Source organism: Dechloromonas aromatica RCB, from assembly GCF_000012425.1.
In genome coordinates, this window is the sequence record NC_007298.1 from 844,375 (window position 1) to 860,609 (window position 16,235).

17 protein-coding genes and 1 tRNA gene are annotated in these 16,235 nt (G+C 55.8%); 5 read left to right on the forward strand and 13 right to left on the reverse strand.

Annotated features, from left to right (window positions below; all coding sequences use genetic code 11):
• Window positions 1–21: 21 nt before the first annotated feature.
• The gene (gene fliE / locus DARO_RS04005; protein WP_011286541.1) at window positions 22–345 is read left to right on the forward strand and encodes a flagellar hook-basal body complex protein FliE; all 324 of its coding nucleotides are present in this window, start codon (window positions 22–24) and stop codon (window positions 343–345) included.
• Here fliE and DARO_RS04010 read toward each other — a convergent pair.
• The 8 genes from DARO_RS04010 to DARO_RS04045 form a co-directional block, all read right to left on the reverse strand.
• Window positions 342–1,136, reverse strand: coding sequence for a flagellar brake protein (locus tag DARO_RS04010; RefSeq protein WP_011286542.1), 795 nt, complete (start codon window positions 1,134–1,136; stop codon window positions 342–344). The genes fliE and DARO_RS04010 overlap by 4 nt on opposite strands.
• An 80-nt stretch (window positions 1,137–1,216) precedes the next feature.
• Window positions 1,217–1,498: an EscU/YscU/HrcU family type III secretion system export apparatus switch protein gene (locus DARO_RS04015; RefSeq protein ID WP_011286543.1), complete on the reverse strand. Its 282-nt coding sequence runs from the start codon at window positions 1,496–1,498 to the stop codon at window positions 1,217–1,219.
• On the reverse strand, window positions 1,479–2,567 hold the full coding sequence (gene fliK / locus DARO_RS04020; protein WP_011286544.1) for a flagellar hook-length control protein FliK: 1,089 nt from the start codon (window positions 2,565–2,567) through the stop codon (window positions 1,479–1,481). The genes DARO_RS04015 and fliK overlap by 20 nt, the downstream gene beginning before the upstream one ends.
• 12 nt (window positions 2,568–2,579) lie before the next feature.
• Entirely contained in the window at window positions 2,580–2,864 is a 285-nt protein-coding gene (locus DARO_RS04025; RefSeq protein ID WP_011286545.1) for a flagellar protein FliT, read from the reverse strand.
• 3 nt (window positions 2,865–2,867) lie between these two features.
• Complete coding sequence (gene fliS / locus DARO_RS04030; RefSeq protein ID WP_011286546.1) at window positions 2,868–3,275, reverse strand: flagellar export chaperone FliS; 408 nt, start codon at window positions 3,273–3,275, stop codon at window positions 2,868–2,870.
• A 12-nt stretch (window positions 3,276–3,287) separates the two neighbouring features.
• The gene (fliD, locus tag DARO_RS04035; RefSeq protein ID WP_011286547.1) at window positions 3,288–4,646 is read right to left on the reverse strand and encodes a flagellar filament capping protein FliD; all 1,359 of its coding nucleotides are present in this window, start codon (window positions 4,644–4,646) and stop codon (window positions 3,288–3,290) included.
• Between the two features lie 54 nt (window positions 4,647–4,700).
• On the reverse strand, window positions 4,701–5,069 hold the full coding sequence (locus DARO_RS04040; RefSeq protein ID WP_011286548.1) for a flagellar protein FlaG: 369 nt from the start codon (window positions 5,067–5,069) through the stop codon (window positions 4,701–4,703).
• Between the two features lie 96 nt (window positions 5,070–5,165).
• The gene (locus DARO_RS04045; RefSeq protein ID WP_011286549.1) at window positions 5,166–5,987 is read right to left on the reverse strand and encodes a flagellin N-terminal helical domain-containing protein; all 822 of its coding nucleotides are present in this window, start codon (window positions 5,985–5,987) and stop codon (window positions 5,166–5,168) included.
• Between the two features lie 180 nt (window positions 5,988–6,167).
• On the opposite strand from DARO_RS04045, the gene DARO_RS21525 reads away from it, so the two are divergent.
• Window positions 6,168–8,600: an O-linked N-acetylglucosamine transferase family protein gene (locus DARO_RS21525; RefSeq protein WP_049758483.1), complete on the forward strand. Its 2,433-nt coding sequence runs from the start codon at window positions 6,168–6,170 to the stop codon at window positions 8,598–8,600.
• Entirely contained in the window at window positions 8,597–9,691 is a 1,095-nt protein-coding gene (locus DARO_RS22130; protein WP_011286551.1) for a protein arginine N-methyltransferase, read from the forward strand. The genes DARO_RS21525 and DARO_RS22130 overlap by 4 nt, the downstream gene beginning before the upstream one ends.
• On the opposite strand, the gene DARO_RS04060 is transcribed toward DARO_RS22130, so the two are convergent.
• Window positions 9,681–11,438, reverse strand: coding sequence for a GGDEF domain-containing protein (locus DARO_RS04060; protein WP_011286552.1), 1,758 nt, complete (start codon window positions 11,436–11,438; stop codon window positions 9,681–9,683). The genes DARO_RS22130 and DARO_RS04060 overlap by 11 nt on opposite strands.
• A gap of 45 nt (window positions 11,439–11,483) precedes the next feature.
• Between DARO_RS04060 and DARO_RS04065 the strand changes: the two genes are divergently transcribed.
• A tRNA-Thr gene (locus DARO_RS04065) sits at window positions 11,484–11,557 on the forward strand.
• 82 nt (window positions 11,558–11,639) lie between these two features.
• Complete coding sequence (locus DARO_RS04070) at window positions 11,640–13,019, forward strand: DUF6538 domain-containing protein (protein WP_011286553.1); 1,380 nt, start codon at window positions 11,640–11,642, stop codon at window positions 13,017–13,019.
• A 440-nt stretch (window positions 13,020–13,459) separates the two neighbouring features.
• On the opposite strand, the gene DARO_RS04075 is transcribed toward DARO_RS04070, so the two are convergent.
• The 4 genes from DARO_RS04075 to DARO_RS04095 form a co-directional block, all read right to left on the reverse strand.
• Entirely contained in the window at window positions 13,460–13,786 is a 327-nt protein-coding gene (locus DARO_RS04075; protein WP_041224196.1) for a hypothetical protein, read from the reverse strand.
• Between the two features lie 180 nt (window positions 13,787–13,966).
• Window positions 13,967–14,485, reverse strand: a complete 519-nt coding sequence (locus DARO_RS21530) for a BRO-N domain-containing protein (protein WP_011286554.1) — start codon at window positions 14,483–14,485, stop codon at window positions 13,967–13,969.
• Entirely contained in the window at window positions 14,482–14,997 is a 516-nt protein-coding gene (locus DARO_RS04090) for a virion core protein, T7 gp14 family (protein ID WP_011286555.1), read from the reverse strand. The genes DARO_RS21530 and DARO_RS04090 overlap by 4 nt, the downstream gene beginning before the upstream one ends.
• A gap of 89 nt (window positions 14,998–15,086) precedes the next feature.
• On the reverse strand, window positions 15,087–16,043 hold the full coding sequence (locus DARO_RS04095) for a hypothetical protein (RefSeq protein ID WP_011286556.1): 957 nt from the start codon (window positions 16,041–16,043) through the stop codon (window positions 15,087–15,089).
• Window positions 16,044–16,235 lie beyond the last annotated feature (192 nt).

Here is a 16,235-nt window from a genome sequence, read left to right on the forward strand (position 1 = left end):
CTGAGGTTTAAGGAGCTGAAAATGGATACGCTAGGAATTGAGCAAATGTTGAGCGCGCTGCGAACAACTGCAACGCAGGCTACCGGTAAGGCGGCGGACACTAGTGCGTCAGCAGCGGGTGGTGCCGACTTCGCCCAGATTCTGCAGGGCTCCATCGACAAAGTGAATCAAACCCAGCAGCAAGCGGATCAAATGGCGGAAAAACTTGCCGCCGGTGATACCAACCAGAACCTCCATGAGGTCATGATTGCTTTGCAGACAGCAAGCGTGTCCTTCCAGGAGATGGTTCAGGTGCGCAACAAACTCGTCACGGCCTATCAGGACGTGATGAATATGCAGATTTAATTCGCTAGTCCAGAGTCGCGGGCCTTGCGCTCGCGTTCGATGCGGGCGATGTAGCGTTCGATCATTGCCAGCCGGGAACCCGGTAGTTCTACGAATTCACAGCCAACCCGCAGGTAATGTTGTCCGTTTTCGGCAGAAAACTCCGATGTTTTCCGGACGCGCAGATTGACCAGCAAGACGCCCTCGCCGGGAATATCCAGCCGACTGTTCTTGAACAGTGCATCGCGTTGGCAGTCGTTAATCAGGCTGGTTGGAGCATTCAGGCTGAGCCCGCCGCCGCTGATGTCGGCCACATTCCATTCAAATGTCTTCAGTGTGCCTTCCGGGGCCTCCATGGCAATCCGACAAAGGATAGGATGGGCTGATGACGACTCTAAACGGAAAAACTCCCGTCGCTGAATGCGCAGGATTGCCTGAGGGAAGGCCGCGACCAGCATTTTTTGTCCGTCAACGAGTTGGTGTCTCAGGGGCGGGAGGCGGAGTTGAATCTTGACGCGGTCTAGTTTGGCTGTCAGGGTAATGCGGTGAGCATTTTTGGCAGCGGTGTTGAGTTCATCCGCTTGCGCTGAATCCAGAAAAATAGCCTGTTTTTCATCATCGACCGCAATCATGGTGGTCAGGAAGAACGCTTTCCCGTCGTCGATATGCGCCGTAAGCAGGCTGCCGCGTTTGACCAGAAGATTGAGATAGAAAGAAATCTCCCTCGGGGCGGTCAGGAAATATTGGGAATATGCTTCCGGATGGTCAATCTCGAAATCCGGGTTAGGCTGATCTTCTTGGGTGGAGGACATTCGAGGCTATCAATATGCTAACCCGATCATGGTAATCCATTGGGGGGGCTACTGTGGCCAGAAGAAGCTTAGTGCGGTGGTTATGTTGCGGTGCCGCCATGTTCGATGCGGTAGAGCCAGGCCAGCAACTCGGCAATTGCGATATAAAGCTGCGGAGGAATGTGCTCGTCGAGGTCTACCTGAGTGAGCAGGGCAACGAGTTCTGGTGACTCGTGCACGTAAACGCCATGTTCCTTGGCTCGGGCAATAATCTGCTCGGCGATCAGCCCCTTGCCTTTGGCCACCACGCGCGGCGCTGCATCGGTCTGGCTGTAGGCGAGGGCAATTGCCTCGCGAGTCGGGTCACTCGGCAGTTTCGCCATGCAGGACCTGTAGCTCAGTTAAATTCAGCCCAGCCGCTTCAAATTGCTCGCGCAACTGCAAGGCCCCGTCACGCAGGCGGGCCTCGCTGCTTTCTGAGCCGGCGGTGACTGCAATACTGACCTCGCCGCCGGTCTTCAGGTTAAGGGCTACGTCGATATCGCCCAGCAACGGGAGGGACAGTTTCAAGCGTGTTTTCCAGCGCTGAATCTCTTCCGTATTCGACGAGCGCGAGTTATCCATGTTCTCGCCAATTTCCCAGCGCATTTGTTGCCCGGGCCAGATCTGGCCTTGCCAAGCAAAGTTCTGGTTTGCCAGCCCGTCGAGTTGTTGCTGCACAATCGGCATCAAGTCGCGCGGAACGGGGCTGCCGACTGCCGACTCTTTCATGGAGGAGGCTGTAATTGCTTGTTCTGGATTGCCGGGATTCGCGATTTTCGAGGCGTTTTGATCAGAGATCAGAGAGGCAGGGTATTTTCCCTGCGGTTCTAGCTTGAGCGCTTCAGTAGGGATTTCACCTGCCACCCAACGCGCCTGATGTGCTTCATAAAACATGCCGCTCTCACTGAGCGCCTGTTTTAGCAGAGGAACCAGGTCTGCGGCGTTTTTGGGAATGGTTTCGAGCAGGGGCTGGCTGCTGTTGAGTGCCGCTGCCGGGGCTCTTCCTCCCCGCTCGTTTACTTGGCTCATCAGGTCGCCAATGAGCTTGCCTGTATTGCTTAAACTGGTCGATACGGACTCGTTTGCCGCTGTTGCACTACCACCGCGATTCGCGACAAGGGCCAGTGTAACGTTGCCTTCCTTCTCGACTACCTCAAGTTCAAGGCTGTCGCCAGGCTTGGCGGAAAAAGGCAGGGCCAGAGTAACGTTGCGCTGGGCAACTACGGCGCGATAAGTGCCATTCGGCAACAGGGCTTGTATCTCGGCCAGAACCCGCTGGCCGGGTACAAGGTCACTGAGTACATCGCTAATCTTCTGCGTTGCCGCTACCGGTTGTGTTTGCTCATTGCTTAAGGCGTGCTGATTGGGTAGGTTCAGCCGCAAGCTGCTGGCGACGTCGGCGGGGAGCAACTCAGTCTCTGCTTAAAGAGGTGAAACTGGTTTGATACGCAACAGAATCCGGGCGTGCTCAAGCCATGTCGCAACGATTTCCTGCAATTGTGCATCGATTGCTTGTATCTGATGAATCAACGCCACCGCCGCTTGAGGGTTTTCGCCCTTTGCCGCGGTCGGTGCCGGCGATTTGTCCAACAACAAGCTTCGGTCGGCTTCGAGGCTGACCAGCTTCTCCCATTCTTGGGCTTGGCCCGCCGCGAGCATGTCCTGACTTATCTGTAGTAGCTGACGGTAATGGTTTTCAAGCGTCATTGGTCACGCAGCAGACTCTTTGCCCGGGGCAATTTCGGCCCAGGCCGAGTGAATTTCGCCGAGAAGGCCCATGCATTCGTCCAGTGCAGCGACGTCCACTTTCATGTTGGCCCACAGAAGACGTTGCACGATATAGTCGTACAGGGCGGCCAGCCGCTCGGCTAATTCTCCACCTTCTTCTATGTTGAGACTTGCCCTCAGGCCATTGGCAATGATGTCAATGGCTTTCGAAATATTCGCGCCGCGTTCCGCAATCTGGTTGCTTTGCATGTGCAGCTTTGCCATCGACATCGCCGTGGCAGCACCTTCGAAAAGCAGGAGCACAAGTCGATGCGGGTCGGCGCTGCGTACAGCACTCTCCAAGCTGACTTGGGCATAGGCTGCCGTGGGTGAAGGTCTTGTTCCGAACATGAAGACTCCTTGCTACTTGCTTGATGTGCTGCTGGTCAGATTGGCCAGTTGCGTGGTTAGATAGGTGCTGGTCGAATTGAGCTTGGCGACTAGCGTATCCATAGCCGTGAACCGTTTGCGATAACGCGCTTCAATTTGATCAAGGTGGAGTTGCACAGCATCTTCTCGCTTTTGCAATTCCTTGATCATCGAATTTGCACTATCGGTGGCAATCTTTATTTTGCCCGTTGTTCCAACTACCTGCTCCAGTGTTGTATTGAAGGCAGAGCCGACCTTGTCGACCAAGGTTGCCACGGAGACCGTGTCGGAGGCAAGCGCCTTGTTCAGCTTGGTTGTGTCGAGAGACAGAGAGCCATCGGTGCCGACGGATACGCCGATATCAGACAGTCTCTGATAAGCAGATGTGCCGCCGACAGTGGTACCAAAGACCAGGCTGCGTGTTTGCTGCCGCGCGTCCTGCAGAAGCGAGTTGCCCTGTAGGGCACCGGCGACCTTGGTCGTGGCGTTGTAAGCACCCATGGTGGCCATGGTGCTGTTGGCATCGTTGTAGGCCTTGATGAAGCTGTTCAGCGCAGTCGACAGATTGCTTGAATACTCCGCAGCGACGGTGAGCGTCGTCGAACCGGTTTTGGTCAAATTGAGCGTCACGCCATCGATGACCTTGCTGGCTGCATTCGTATTGCTGGTGGCGGCAATGCCGTTTACCGTGAAGGCTGCACTATCTGCAGTTGCCGTCTGGGTCAGCTGGCTGGCTAGATTGCCGCCTAGTGTGATCTTGTTATCGAGACCCTGTTCGCCGGTGAGGACCAGTTGTGCGCCAGCGCTTCCCGTGATGATGGTCGCCGTAATGCCCATGTTTGCGCCATTGATGGAATTACGCAGGCCGGTGAGTGAATTGTTGCTGCTATCAAGCGTAATTGTCTTCGAACGGCTGTTGCCATTGGCATCGGGGGTCGCAAAAGCGAACGTCAGGGTGTCGCCAGCGGTGCCAATCGGATCACTGGTTGACGTTACGGTGTTTGAGACAAACTGGTCGGAAACCGCCAGTTTGGTGACATTCAGCGTGTAGGTGCCGGCCACCGCACCTGTCCCTGCAGTGGCAGAGGCAATGCTGGTATCGGCAACGGTCGTACTGTAGGTGGCGAACTTCTGGAGCGCGGTTTGCCCTATGTTGGCCTTCAACGCTTGGGCGGCGGTTTGCAGTGCGGACAACTTGCTCGACAGGGTGCCGAAGGCAGAAATCTTGGTGTTAACCGCGCTTTCCTTCTTCGTGAGGGCGTTGAGAGGCGCTTTTTCGACCGACATGAGCTTGGTGACCAGGGACTCAAGGTCGAGCCCCGAGCCAGCGCCTAGTGAGGTAATGGTTGCCATGGGTCTACTCCTTCAATGCTTGGCCGAATGCTCGTGTCGCGACGATTAAGCAGTTTACGCCTTTTGTTTGACCAGAAAACCTTTAATTTGATCAAGCGCCTTGGCCAAGGCCAGCATGTCTTCCGATGGAATCTGTTTGATCACTTCCTTGGTGTCGGTGTCGATGACCTTGACCACTGTCTGGCCCGTCGAGTCGTCAATATTGAACTGGAGGGCGCTATTGAGCGGTTTGACGAAGTCATTGACGGCTTTCGTCATTTGGGCCAACTCTTCCTTGCCTGGTTTTTGGCGCGTGGTTTCGGAAGCTGGGGCATTTTGTCCCATGGCTGAAGACGAGGGGGCGCCTTGCGCCGGAGTGTCAGTGACAGCGGGGCGCGGAGCGCTGCCGGCGATACCGAGGGTGCTCACTGGTTGTAGATTCATGAGAAACTCCTGTAGCCATGATGGGCAATGGGCGCAGCAACGTTACCGTTGCTGCGCCCGTTCTGGCAGGGGGGTTCCCCCCTAGCGCACTTCAGCTTACTTGAGCAGGGACAGCACGTTTTGCGGGATGCTGTTGGCTTGGGCCAGCATGGCAGTACCGGCTTGTTGCAGGATCTGAGAGCGGCTCAAGTTGGCGGTTTCAGCAGCGTAATCGGTATCCATGATGCGGCTGCGGGCGGCTTCAGTGTTCTCGATCTGGGCGCCCAGTTGGGTGACGACGCCATCGAAGCGGGACTGCAGGGCGCCGAGGCCAGCGCGAGCACTGTTTACCGTATTGAGCGCGGTGTCCAGGGTTCCCATGACGGTCTTGGCGCCAGCGGCAGTGGTGATGTCAGTGGAGGTAAACAAACCGGTTGCCATCGAAGCGGTGACTGTCGTTACGGCAATCTGGTTTTCGCTGGCCGTGCCGGCACCAATCTGGAAGGACATGGTGCTGTCGGAGCCCAGAATCTGCTTGCCGTTGAAAGTCGTTGCGGTGGCAACACGGGAGATTTCCGACTGCAGTGCCTGATATTCCTTGTCCAGCGCTGCCAAGTTGACTGAATCGTATTGACCGGATGCCGCTTGGGTGGCCAATTCACGCATCCGCTGCAGGTGGTCGGTGATGGTGGCCAAGCCGCCTTCAGCCGTCTGGGCAAGCGAGATGCCGTCGTTGGCATTGCGGGTGGCGACCGTCATGCCGCGGCTTTGGGCGGACATGTTGGTGGCGATACCCAGGCCAGCAGCGTCGTCGCGGGCGCTATTGACGCGCAAGCCGGACGACAGGCGTTGCAGGGAGGTGTTCAGCGACTTCTGGGAAGTGGTGAGGTTACGCTGGGCGTTCAGGGATGCCAGGTTGGTATTGATGACTGATGCCATGATAATCTCCAAAAAATGTCTGTTTGCCTACATGTTGATCAGCCGAGAGGGCCTTTCAGGTTTGTTTCAACGGGCTTTTTATCGCCCTTGAATCAAATAACGGTAGCCGGTGAAGGAACTTTAGGCCGAGGTTGAAAAATTTTCGATGGGCAGTATTCCAGAAGGGGAAGAGCGTGACCTATGAACTCTGAGCAAGGCGGGGGCGGCGAGGTACAAGGAGGTATGGGGTCTGCAGCGGGGCTTGAGGAGCGACTTCAGGAGGGGAGGCGCCTGTTTGCCGAAGGGCGTTATGGCGAGTCGGCGGCCGTGTTGCAGGCCTTGGTTGGGGATGCGCCCGGTAATGCGGCCGCGTGGCTCGAACTGGGCCGTCTGGCCTTGACGATTCCGGATCTGCCCGCGGCCAGAGATTTCCTCAATGAAGCGGTTGCCCACGATCCCGGGAATATTGGGGCGCTCTCCTTGCTCGGCGAGGTGTTGCGCCGGGACGGTGCGTGGTTGGAGGCGCAAGCGTATCTGCAACGAGCCTTGGCGGTTGCCCCGGATGATCTGCTGCTGGCCTGTCGCTTGGCCAACTGCTATGTGGGGTCCGGTGAGTTGTTCAAGGCCAATGAACTGCTATCCGGATTGCTTGCCCGTTATCCTTCGGTGGGGGAGTTGTACCTGCTGCGTGGCCTTGTGCTGTATCAGTTGAGGCATGACGCGCAGGCAGAGGCGGATCTGCACCTTTGCCTGGGGCTGGCACCAAACAGTGCGCAGGCGCTGGCCGCCCTGGGCGATATTTATCGCGATCGCGAATTATATGAGGAGGCCGCTGACTTCGTCGATCGCGCTTATCAACTGGCGCCTGATGATATCCACGTAGCGCGGGCACGGGCGTATCTCAGCCTGGCTCTGCGCGACTGGGGAAAGGCAGCCGACATTTTGGCCGAGGTCTTGCAACAGGCGCCGAGCGACGTTGTCGCCGCAGTGAATCGGGTTGCTGCATTGATTGAATCCGGAAACGCCTTGGCCGCCATTGATGCTCTCGAAGATGCCTTGCGCGTCGGGGCGAGTGAACCCTGGGTTCATGAAATGCTGGGCGCGATGTTTGCTCAGCGCGGGGACTGGAAGATCGCAGTAGAAAATCTCGAAGCTTCCGTGGCGCGGGAGCCGACCAGTACCACTGGGTGGAATATCCTGATCGTTGCCTATAGCAAGCTGGGGGAAATGGAAAAGGCGGAGGCGGCGGCCAAGAAAATACTTGAAATCGACCCTCATCATGTCAACGCGCTGATCAATCTTGGTGGCCTGAAGATCGATCTTGGCTTTCATGATGAAGGGATTCAGCTCTTCCAGCGAGCCTTGGCTCAGGCCCCAGAGTCTCCTGCGGCATATTCAGGCCTGTTATTTGGCATGCTTTTTTCGAGTGAGGTGCCGGTCAAGGATATTCTGGAAGCTGCTGCAAACGGGGATGAGCGAGTCTGGCATCCATTGTTGCGAAACTACTCTTTTGCCGATCGTAATCAGGATGTTGAGAGAAGTTTGAAAATTGGCTGGGTGTCATCCGACCTACGGGGGCATGCGGTCGGGGCTTTTGTCGGGCCTTTTGTCGGGTTCCTGAACAAAGAGCGGTTCCAGCATTATGTCTATGATAATTGGTCAATCGAGGATTCGGTTACGGCGATGATCAGGCCATTCGCTACGCACTGGCGAAAGATTCTTGGGCTCGGTGACAACGCAGCGGCAGAACTGATCCGTTCAGATGAGATCGATATCCTTATTGATTTGAATGGCTATACAGCAGGCCATCGCTTGGGAGTTTTTGCCAGAAAGCCGGCGCCGATTCAGGTTGAGTGGCTGGGCTATCCCGGTACCACAGGCATGTCGGCGATGGACTACATTCTCGTGCCCAATGACGACTTCCTGGCCAAGGGGGGGTGGTGCACGGAAATGCCGTGGCCGCTGAAGGACTGCTACGGGGTGCGTAGTGGCATTCCCGACGTGCCGGTGCGAGAAACGCTACCCTGCGACGAGAGCAACATCTTCACCTTTGCCTGCATGAATCGCTTTTCGAAAGTGAGCATGCGGGCCTTGGATTTGTGGGGTGATTTGTTGCTGAAGGTACCCAACTCCCGACTGTTATTGATCGGGCGTGGCGGATCTGATGAGCAGACGGTGAGGGCGTTGAGGAAACGCTTTCAGGAAAAAGGAGTGCCTGCGGAGCGCTTGGAGATTCTCGAATCAAAGCCGCCACATGAGTACCTGGATACCTACAATCAGGTTGATCTGTGTCTCGATCCCTTCCCCTTCAACGGTGGAACTACGGGCTTCGATTCAATCTGGATGGGCGTTCCTTATGTTACGTTGCGAGGGGATTCGCTGCATTCCCGGGCGGGATCGAATATTCTCAAATATGTCGACTTGGCGGATCTGGTCGCCGATAGTGAAAGCGAATATGTTGCCAAGGCTGTTGCCCTGGCAGCCGACCGCGATGCCTTGCGGCGACATCGAAACCGGCTGCGTGAGCGCATGATGGCGAGCCCGTTGATGGATACTGCGGGTTTTGCCAAGGGCATCGAAGATGCGCTACGGGGAATGTGGCGAGTATGGTGTGAAGAGGGGGGCGAGAAATGACAGATAGCGCAGTGATGTTGAAGGCGGGTATTTCGTTTCATGAACGCGGCAATCTAGATCAGGCCAACGCTTGTTATCAGAGTGCGCTTGAGGCCGACCCCGAGTGTGCCGATGCCTGGTATCTGTGCGGCCGACTGGCCATGGATGCGGGGTTGCTGGAGGATGCGGAGCCCCTGTTATTGCGCTCCATTGAGCTGGCGCCGAAAATTGCCAACTACCCGTTGGCGCTGGGCACCCTTCGGGCGCAATTGGGACAGAGCGAAGCGGCGAAGGCGTGCTACGAAAATGCGCTGGCCTTGAACCCCTCGCTGCATCAGGCATATTTGGGCTTGGCTCGGCTTGAGTTTGGTGAGGGTCGGTATGACGAGGCTAGGGCCTTGGTCGTGCCTTTGCTCAGTTTGCCCGATGCTGAGAGGGAGCAGGCTGAGGCGCTGGTCGGGGAGTGTACTTTCGCTACGGATAGTCTCGCTCAGTTGCTGGGCTGGTGGGCGACGGCAAGCGGGGTGCCCTTCGATTCTGGAAAGGTGCTGCATGTCGGGTGCGGCCCGCAAACCCTGGCTAGTTTTCCGGAGCTCGCTTCGGCTGGTCAGTGGGCTGAGTTACGCTTGGACATTGATCCGTCTGTTCGTCCCGATCTGATTGGTACGATGACTGATATGAGTGCCGTTGAGTCTGGTGCCGTCAAGCTTGTTTATTCAAGCCACAACATTGAGCACTTGCAGGACCATGAAGTGCCGTTGGCACTCGCCGAATTTTTTAGGGTTTTGATGCCGGGCGGTGTTGCAATTGTTCGTGTTCCGGATATTCAGGCCGTCTGTGAGATGGTGGCGCAAGATCGTTTGTATGATACGGCTTACATTTCTCCAGCCGGCCCCATTGCCCCGATCGATATGCTTTTCGGTCTGCGTCGGGCGATCGAGAAGGGAAATTACTATATGCGCCATACGACGGGATTTACTGCAACGACACTTGCCTGGCGTCTGAAGGAAGCAGGGTTCAGGTTTGCATTTGTTCGTCGCCTGCCGGGCTTTGAGTTATCTGCTGTAGCGTTCAGGGCGAGTAGCGAAGGCGAAGGGGCTGTTACGCAGTAGTAACCCGGTTTTTGCCTGTTTTCTTTGCCTGATACATCGCCTCATCCGCCCGTTTGATTACTGTTGCTTGTGTGTCGTTGGGGAGCATTTGTGTGACGCCGGCGCTGAAAGTGATCAATACTTTCTCATTACCATGCAGGAAGAACTTTTTGGTTAGCTCACGCTGGAGTCGGGTGAGGGCGATGGCAGCATCGTCCAGTGAGGTTTCAGGCAGGAGGATGATGAACTCTTCGCCACCGTAACGGGCAACGGTGTCCTGCGGGCGGAGGGTTTCCCTGCAGATGGTGGCGAGATGGATCAGGGCCTGGTCGCCGGTGTCGTGACCCATCGAGTCGTTCAGTTTTTTGAAGTTGTCTATGTCGATCAATGCCACGCAGAGCGCAGTGTCGTGGCGGGTGGCCCGGGCAGCTTCTTTGGTGAAGATTTCTTCCAGCCCTCGGCGGTTGAGTGTGCCGGTTAGCTGGTCATGGCGGACGAGGTCGCTGCTGGCGACGAGTTCGCGTTCGAGTTCTTGAATCCGCGCTTCTGATTCCTGTACTTTTTGCTGGGTCGACCGTAGTTCATCGCGGGAACGCTGGGCGTTGATCTGGATGGTGCGTGTTTCCCGCATGACTTCGCCAAGGACGTCTTCCAGTTCGGTGATGTCTTTGGATGAACTGATTTTTTCAGCGCAACTTTCAATCTTGTCGTGGTAGTCGGAGGTGGCGTCTGCGAAGTCGGCCAGATGGTCGACAAAGCCGGCGAGCATGTGCTTGATGGCGTCGCGGGCTTCGGACAGGCTGGCCTTGAGTTGTGCCTGCTTGAACAGTACTTCTTTCAGGCGGCTTTCAGCATCGTCGAGGGCGCGCTGGGAGAGCGGCTTGTCGATGATTTCACGCACGACGGCGATTTGTCCGTGCAGCCAGTGGTCATCGAGGACGAGTTCTGTGATGTTGCCAACGAGCAGGCGGAGCAGGTTAAGGAGACTGTGGCGTAGCTCGGCCTGGTCTTCGGCGAGCAATTCAAGTTTGAAAGCAAAGCGCTTGAGGCGAGTGAGGAATTCCTGCAACTGTGCCGGGCTGACGGCAGTACGGATGTCGTTAGCCAGTACTTTTGCATCGCTCGAGAGTTGGGGGCTTTCGAGTAACTGGGTGGCGATGGCGGTTTCGAGGGTAAAGGCAAACAGCTTGCGTAATTCAGGTAGCAGATCACTCGTTGCTGCGGTTAATGCGCGTGTTGGGGTTGTCTCCGAGGCTGCTTCTTCGGACAGGGAGGCGGCCTCTGTCTCCTTGCCGTGACCCCATGCGCGCAAAAGGCTTTGCAGTCGGTTGAACAGGATATCCGGATTGGCGCCGCTACTGGTCAGTATATGTTCCAGTGATTCGCGTTTTCGGGCAGCGGTCAGCCCTGGGTGCTTGGCATCCCACTGGCGCAGCAAGTCAGTAATGAGTTCAGACCAACTCAGTTTTTGCGATTCAGCGAGGGCTGAGATGAAATCAGTCAGTGCCTTTTTAAAGTCCTCCCAGTTGGCTGCCTTGACAGCCTCGTCCAATTGCCGGGCCAGGCGAAGCTGATCTGGTGATGCTTTCGGTAAGGCTGCTGCCAGCGAGCGTAGTTGAGATTCGGGAAACGAATTTTCGGTTGGTTTTGTGCCGGCAATCTCGTGGTAGAGGGTGAGATAGTTGTCCGGAGAGGGGGGGATTCTTCGGGTTGCCAGCAGGCGCAATGTCTCCCGGGCGATTTCGAAAGGGTTGGTGAGTGTGGTCATGTCGAAATTCGGATGATCAGGCTATAATTGCGGCCCATCGCTTGGGCCCCCGTAGCATGAAGGTCGTGCAGTTGATTTGTAATCATCAGGTAGCGGTTCGATTCCGTTCGGGGGCACCAGTAAAGCAAGAATAGTTGTTGTTAATCAACAGCATACGCGCATGACGCGGCCGGATGTGTGGTACTTTCGTGGTACTCTGCTATGCACATCGTCATCGAGCCTCATCTAATGGTCAAGATCAAGTATGTATTCCAGCGCGGGGATACCTATTACTGGCAGCGAAGGATACCCAAGGATTTAGCCGAGAGATACCCCTCATCAGGCCCCTTGAAGATAAACCTTCAGACATCAGACCCTCGGGTTATTGCGTCCAAGGTTTCGAAGCTGAACCGTCAGCATGAGGCCCTCTGGGCTGCCATGCGTAAAGACCACAATCTTACCCCTCAGTCTGCAAGGGAGGCAGCTTTAAGCATCCTCAAGCAGCACGGGCTATCGGTGCGAGGGCAGCCCAACGATGAGCTGGCTCTGTCTCTGTTCTACGATAGGCTAGACAGGAAGCGTGAGGACTATGCCGCTACTCAGCCAGAGCCGGAAGAGGCATACCGCTATGGGGACCCTTCAGAGTACCTATCAAAGTCTGAGCTAGAAGCCTCCAGACTCCTGGAGGGGGTTGAGCATTTTCTTATGTCGGATGCCCTGGAGGTCTATCTGGCGGAGCATGTAAAGCGGGGTAAGCCCGGCTTTGATAAGTTGGAGACATACACCCGTAGAGCGTTTTCAAAGCTGACTGAGTTACTTGGTGACAAGATACTCAAGGAGGTTAGCCGGGACGATGCTAAGGCCTTTAGAGACAAGCTGCTGGCTACTCTGAAGACTGAATCAGTGAAGCGAAATATCAACGTGATTAAGGCTGTATTCAAGTCTGCCATTGTTGAGAAGGAGCTTAATATCCCCAATGTCTGGGACAGCCTGAAGATTGCAGGCCTTGGAGAGGACTCAGAGGATAGAGAGCCGCTCAGTCATGAAAGCCTGGAGAAGATGCGCGGCCTGTGCAGGGCCAAGGATGACGACATGCGCTGGGCTCTATCCATTCAGGGAGAGACAGGAGCGCGTCTTGCAGAGGTGGTGGGGGCGGGCTTGGATGACATCCATATTGCCGGGGAGGAGGTCCCTTACCTGGACATCAGGCCACGCCCTTGGAGGACACTAAAGAATCCAGCCACAAGCACCCGTAAGGTGCCTCTGGTAGGTGACGCCTTATGGGCTGCTGGCAGGCTCTTGGAGGTGGCAGAGAAGGGCCAGAAGTATGCCTTCCCTCGCTATGTCAAGGATGACCAATGCAAGGCGGACAGCGCCTCAGCAACCCTCAATAAATGGCTTCTTGCTTCAGGTATTGACCACACTACTCATGAGCTACGCCACACGATGCGGGATAGGCTTCGTAATACTGGAGCGACTAGAGACATCCAGGATGCGGTAGGTGGGTGGGGAAAGAGCGAGATAGCAGACAACTACGGGCTGGGGTATGCCTTGAAGATGCTCCAGGATGCCTTGCTCAAGACACTTCCTGTTAAGTCTTAGTTTTATGCCTTGGTAGGTAGTGGCGTTGCCTGGGCTACTTCAGACCACTGAAGACATCTACAGCTCAGACCACAGGTAGCCTCATTGCTGGGCATCCTGTGGGAGTCTAGGTAGGTAATCTTCAGATAGCCCATAGAGTCCTTACTTCTTTCTACTCAGTACGTGGTCATCCTAACCAGGGCATCCTGGAGGGGGCTATCTGTAGGGCATCTATAGATAATCTAAAGAGTACATCTATAGGTGTATCTATAGGTATGTAACCGGGGGGAGGGATTGGGGGCCCTTACTATAGGTGGGTTTTACCCTTTGGTTTTGATGTAACATATTGATATATAAAGATAATATGCCAATCTGCGCCATAAGAAATTCTACTAGATAATATTCATGGTGCATTTTATGGAAGGCAGCCCAGAGGCCACTGAAGGCCCCCGAGCTTGCGGCTACTTACGCATTGTCTTCCAGTCCATGTAGCTCTGAGCCACTGTCTCCACGTTCTCAAGCCTTGCCAGTGTTGGACTGGCCCTGAACATGGTTACGGCCTCCTGTACCTGCTTCTCCCACCAGAGAGCCGGGGTAGTGGCTTCCTGTTGAACTTGAGGGATCGTAGAGGGTATGACCATGCCTGCCTCTACAGCCACCAGGAAGCCCTCCAGGGCCACTAGGAGAGCCTCCAGAGTTCCCTTGTGGGTGCGGTCAAGGAAACCATATAGGAGGCCCTGGAGGTGCGGCAGCCAGTACGTGAATGGTTGCAGGCTAGAGGAGTGCATATCCCTCGTCCTCTGCTTCCTGATACTTGGCTTTAAGGACTTCCGCCGCTCGTCTCTCGCCTGCCTTCATCCAGATTTCCCGCTCTGAGTCCTTTGGGTCCGGTGGTCGGGCAGGGTAGAGGCTCTCCAGTGCATCCAGGAGGTCCCTGGAGAGGAGTAGGCCAATAGGCTTGCTTGGCTTCACCTGAGGCTCCGCAATATCTCGCTACGGTCGTATTTCTCCTCGTAGTGCTTGGCGCGGGTTCTCTGGGCTTCCTCATGGATGGCCTGGAGGGTGATTGCCTGCTCTGGCTTGCTGAGAGCCTCCTGGCCGTTGATATAGCCCCCATTCTGGCGGATGGAAGGAATGACCACGGAGGTAACCCACTTCTTGAACCGCTTGGCTGATTCCTTTCGGCTGGAGAAGATGAGGGAGTACAGGCCGGGTTCATTGATGATGGAAACCTGCTGGGTTCCTCCAAGGGTGTGCGTACTAGCTACCCCCCTTTCGTCGTCGTCCAGTCGTCGGATGGCTGTACGATCAAGGCCAAGCGCTTTGCACACATCCGCACCAACGAACCACGCTTGCCCATCCTTATCCAGGGCGGACAGTGCGAAGTTGTCCCCGGTTGCTACGTTGTCGAACTGGAAGAGCTTAGGCGAAGGAATACCCTGCGTAGTACGCACACCCTTTTCTCCATAGATGTCTTCAGGTTTCATGGCTTGTCCTTCTGAGTAGCGGCAACAACCTTCTGGTTATTCCCGTAGGCCCCCGCCACGCCACCAGCGATTTGTAGAGCGGTGCCTACACTGGATTGACGTTGGATGCCCGACAGTTGAACCTGAGCGCGGCTTGCAGAGGCTACGCCTTGGGTCTGGGCCTGCTTGGCTTGCCACTGCCGGTTGTTCTCAAGGGTGGCTGCATCGGTGGCTGCATTGTTCTCAGCCTCGGCCTGTACGCGGAAATTGCTTGCACCTTGCATACCAGACTCGCCTTGCACGGCTGCGATACGGGCGGAGTCGATGAGGTAGTTCGTATGGAGCTGCGCCTGCTCATCCATAGAGGTCTTCTGGATTTGCTCATACTGCCGCGCTGTGGCTGCTCGGTCGAGGGCTAGACCATCTTGGATGGCCTTCTCTTGGCGATTTGCCATCTTGTCGGATTCCATCTTGCCGCCGACCGCACCCACTACGGCAATGACGCCCATAGTGATGGATACTGGATCACACATTTACAAAATCTCCTTGGTTCATTTGCTGCTTCCCTTCTGTGGTGTCTGCTGCTGGTTACGCTTGCAGATGATTGGTTGTGGTCGCCGCTTCATACCAGCCGAGCCTTCACTGCAGCGCCTACGCTCATCCAGTGACCCTTGAGCTTAACCATGACCTCACCTCCCTTTTCTGTGACAGGGATGCCGCCAGCCTTCAGGGCTGCCACGGTGGGAATGGTGTTATCAAAGTAGTCATTCACCAGGGTGGTGTAGCCCTTTGTGGAGCGCTGGAAGAGGTGACCATTAACCGCCTGCTGAAGCTCATTCTTGCGGTTGTCTCTTGCCCACTGATAGAAGTCATCAGGGTCCGCTCCGTGACGCTCAACGGCAATGTCAGCCTGCGCCTGCCAGATCATTGAGCCTTCATCTAGCATGGCTGCTGCTGCTTTAGGCTCTATGCCCATAGAAGAGGCCAGACGTGGAGCCAGCTTCTCAGAGATACTCCCCAAGTCCAGGCCTTCACCAATATGGACGTTTGCAGAAGCCAGGAGGGAATCATAGACACCCTGTGGGACATCTTTGATGAGTTCCCCGTATTCCGCCTCGAAGCCACTACCAAAGAGTTCTGCGCCATTGTCTGGGGCATCGTTGGGCGTACCTTTGGACTCCTCCAGGGTGCCACCCTCAGAAGAGCCCTCATCTTTTCCCAGGCGGGAAGTCTCCACATAGCGGCCATCACCTGTACGCGTCAGGTAGCCAAGGCTCTCAGCAACTTTCACAGAGGTACGCCCGAAGCCTGGGATTTCGATGGTGCTATTGGGGGTTACGTTGGTGGTGATGAACCCGCCGTTATTGCGTACCGTGCCCATCATTCCCTTTTCAGAGCTCGGGGCTAGGTCGCTCTCAGATGCTCGGTAGGTTGAGAACTCAGTAGCTTGCTGGCCTTGTACCAGGGAGACGGTGCCTCCAATGACGCGGTTATTTACTTCCCCAGGTTGTGGGTTGCTAGGGATGCCGATACGGTCATCTACAGAATCCGGCATATTGGACCAAGTGGTTACAGACATTTGTTTGACTCCTTGAGGTTTTGGAATGGGCGATGGAATAGAAGAGGGCAGGTGTCGTCTTCGCAGTGCTTGATGGTCTGGGCATTGCCTTTTGTGCACAGCAGGCAGTAGGCGGTGATTGCTTTGCTTGCTCTGACACGAGACTCATAGGCGGCAATGACTATGGGTCTGGATATGCCTGGGACCCTCTTG

Excerpts from the sequence above, each read along its gene's own strand:
- fliE (WP_011286541.1), top strand. The coding sequence starts at position 22 with ATGGATACGCTAGGAATTGAGCAAATGTTGAGCGCGCTGCGAACAACT.
- DARO_RS04010 (WP_011286542.1), bottom strand. The coding sequence starts at position 1,136 with ATGTCCTCCACCCAAGAAGATCAGCCTAACCCGGATTTCGAGATTGAC.
- DARO_RS04015 (WP_011286543.1), bottom strand. The coding sequence starts at position 1,498 with ATGGCGAAACTGCCGAGTGACCCGACTCGCGAGGCAATTGCCCTCGCC.
- DARO_RS04025 (WP_011286545.1), bottom strand. The coding sequence starts at position 2,864 with ATGACGCTTGAAAACCATTACCGTCAGCTACTACAGATAAGTCAGGAC.
- fliS (WP_011286546.1), bottom strand. The coding sequence starts at position 3,275 with ATGTTCGGAACAAGACCTTCACCCACGGCAGCCTATGCCCAAGTCAGC.
- fliD (WP_011286547.1), bottom strand. The coding sequence starts at position 4,646 with ATGGCAACCATTACCTCACTAGGCGCTGGCTCGGGGCTCGACCTTGAG.
- DARO_RS04040 (WP_011286548.1), bottom strand. The coding sequence starts at position 5,069 with ATGAATCTACAACCAGTGAGCACCCTCGGTATCGCCGGCAGCGCTCCG.
- DARO_RS04045 (WP_011286549.1), bottom strand. The coding sequence starts at position 5,987 with ATGGCATCAGTCATCAATACCAACCTGGCATCCCTGAACGCCCAGCGT.
- DARO_RS21525 (WP_049758483.1), top strand. The coding sequence starts at position 6,168 with ATGAACTCTGAGCAAGGCGGGGGCGGCGAGGTACAAGGAGGTATGGGG.
- DARO_RS22130 (WP_011286551.1), top strand. The coding sequence starts at position 8,597 with ATGACAGATAGCGCAGTGATGTTGAAGGCGGGTATTTCGTTTCATGAA.
- DARO_RS04060 (WP_011286552.1), bottom strand. The coding sequence starts at position 11,438 with ATGACCACACTCACCAACCCTTTCGAAATCGCCCGGGAGACATTGCGC.
- DARO_RS04070 (WP_011286553.1), top strand. The coding sequence starts at position 11,640 with ATGCACATCGTCATCGAGCCTCATCTAATGGTCAAGATCAAGTATGTA.
- DARO_RS04075 (WP_041224196.1), bottom strand. The coding sequence starts at position 13,786 with ATGCACTCCTCTAGCCTGCAACCATTCACGTACTGGCTGCCGCACCTC.
- DARO_RS21530 (WP_011286554.1), bottom strand. The coding sequence starts at position 14,485 with ATGAAACCTGAAGACATCTATGGAGAAAAGGGTGTGCGTACTACGCAG.
- DARO_RS04090 (WP_011286555.1), bottom strand. The coding sequence starts at position 14,997 with ATGTGTGATCCAGTATCCATCACTATGGGCGTCATTGCCGTAGTGGGT.
- DARO_RS04095 (WP_011286556.1), bottom strand. The coding sequence starts at position 16,043 with ATGTCTGTAACCACTTGGTCCAATATGCCGGATTCTGTAGATGACCGT.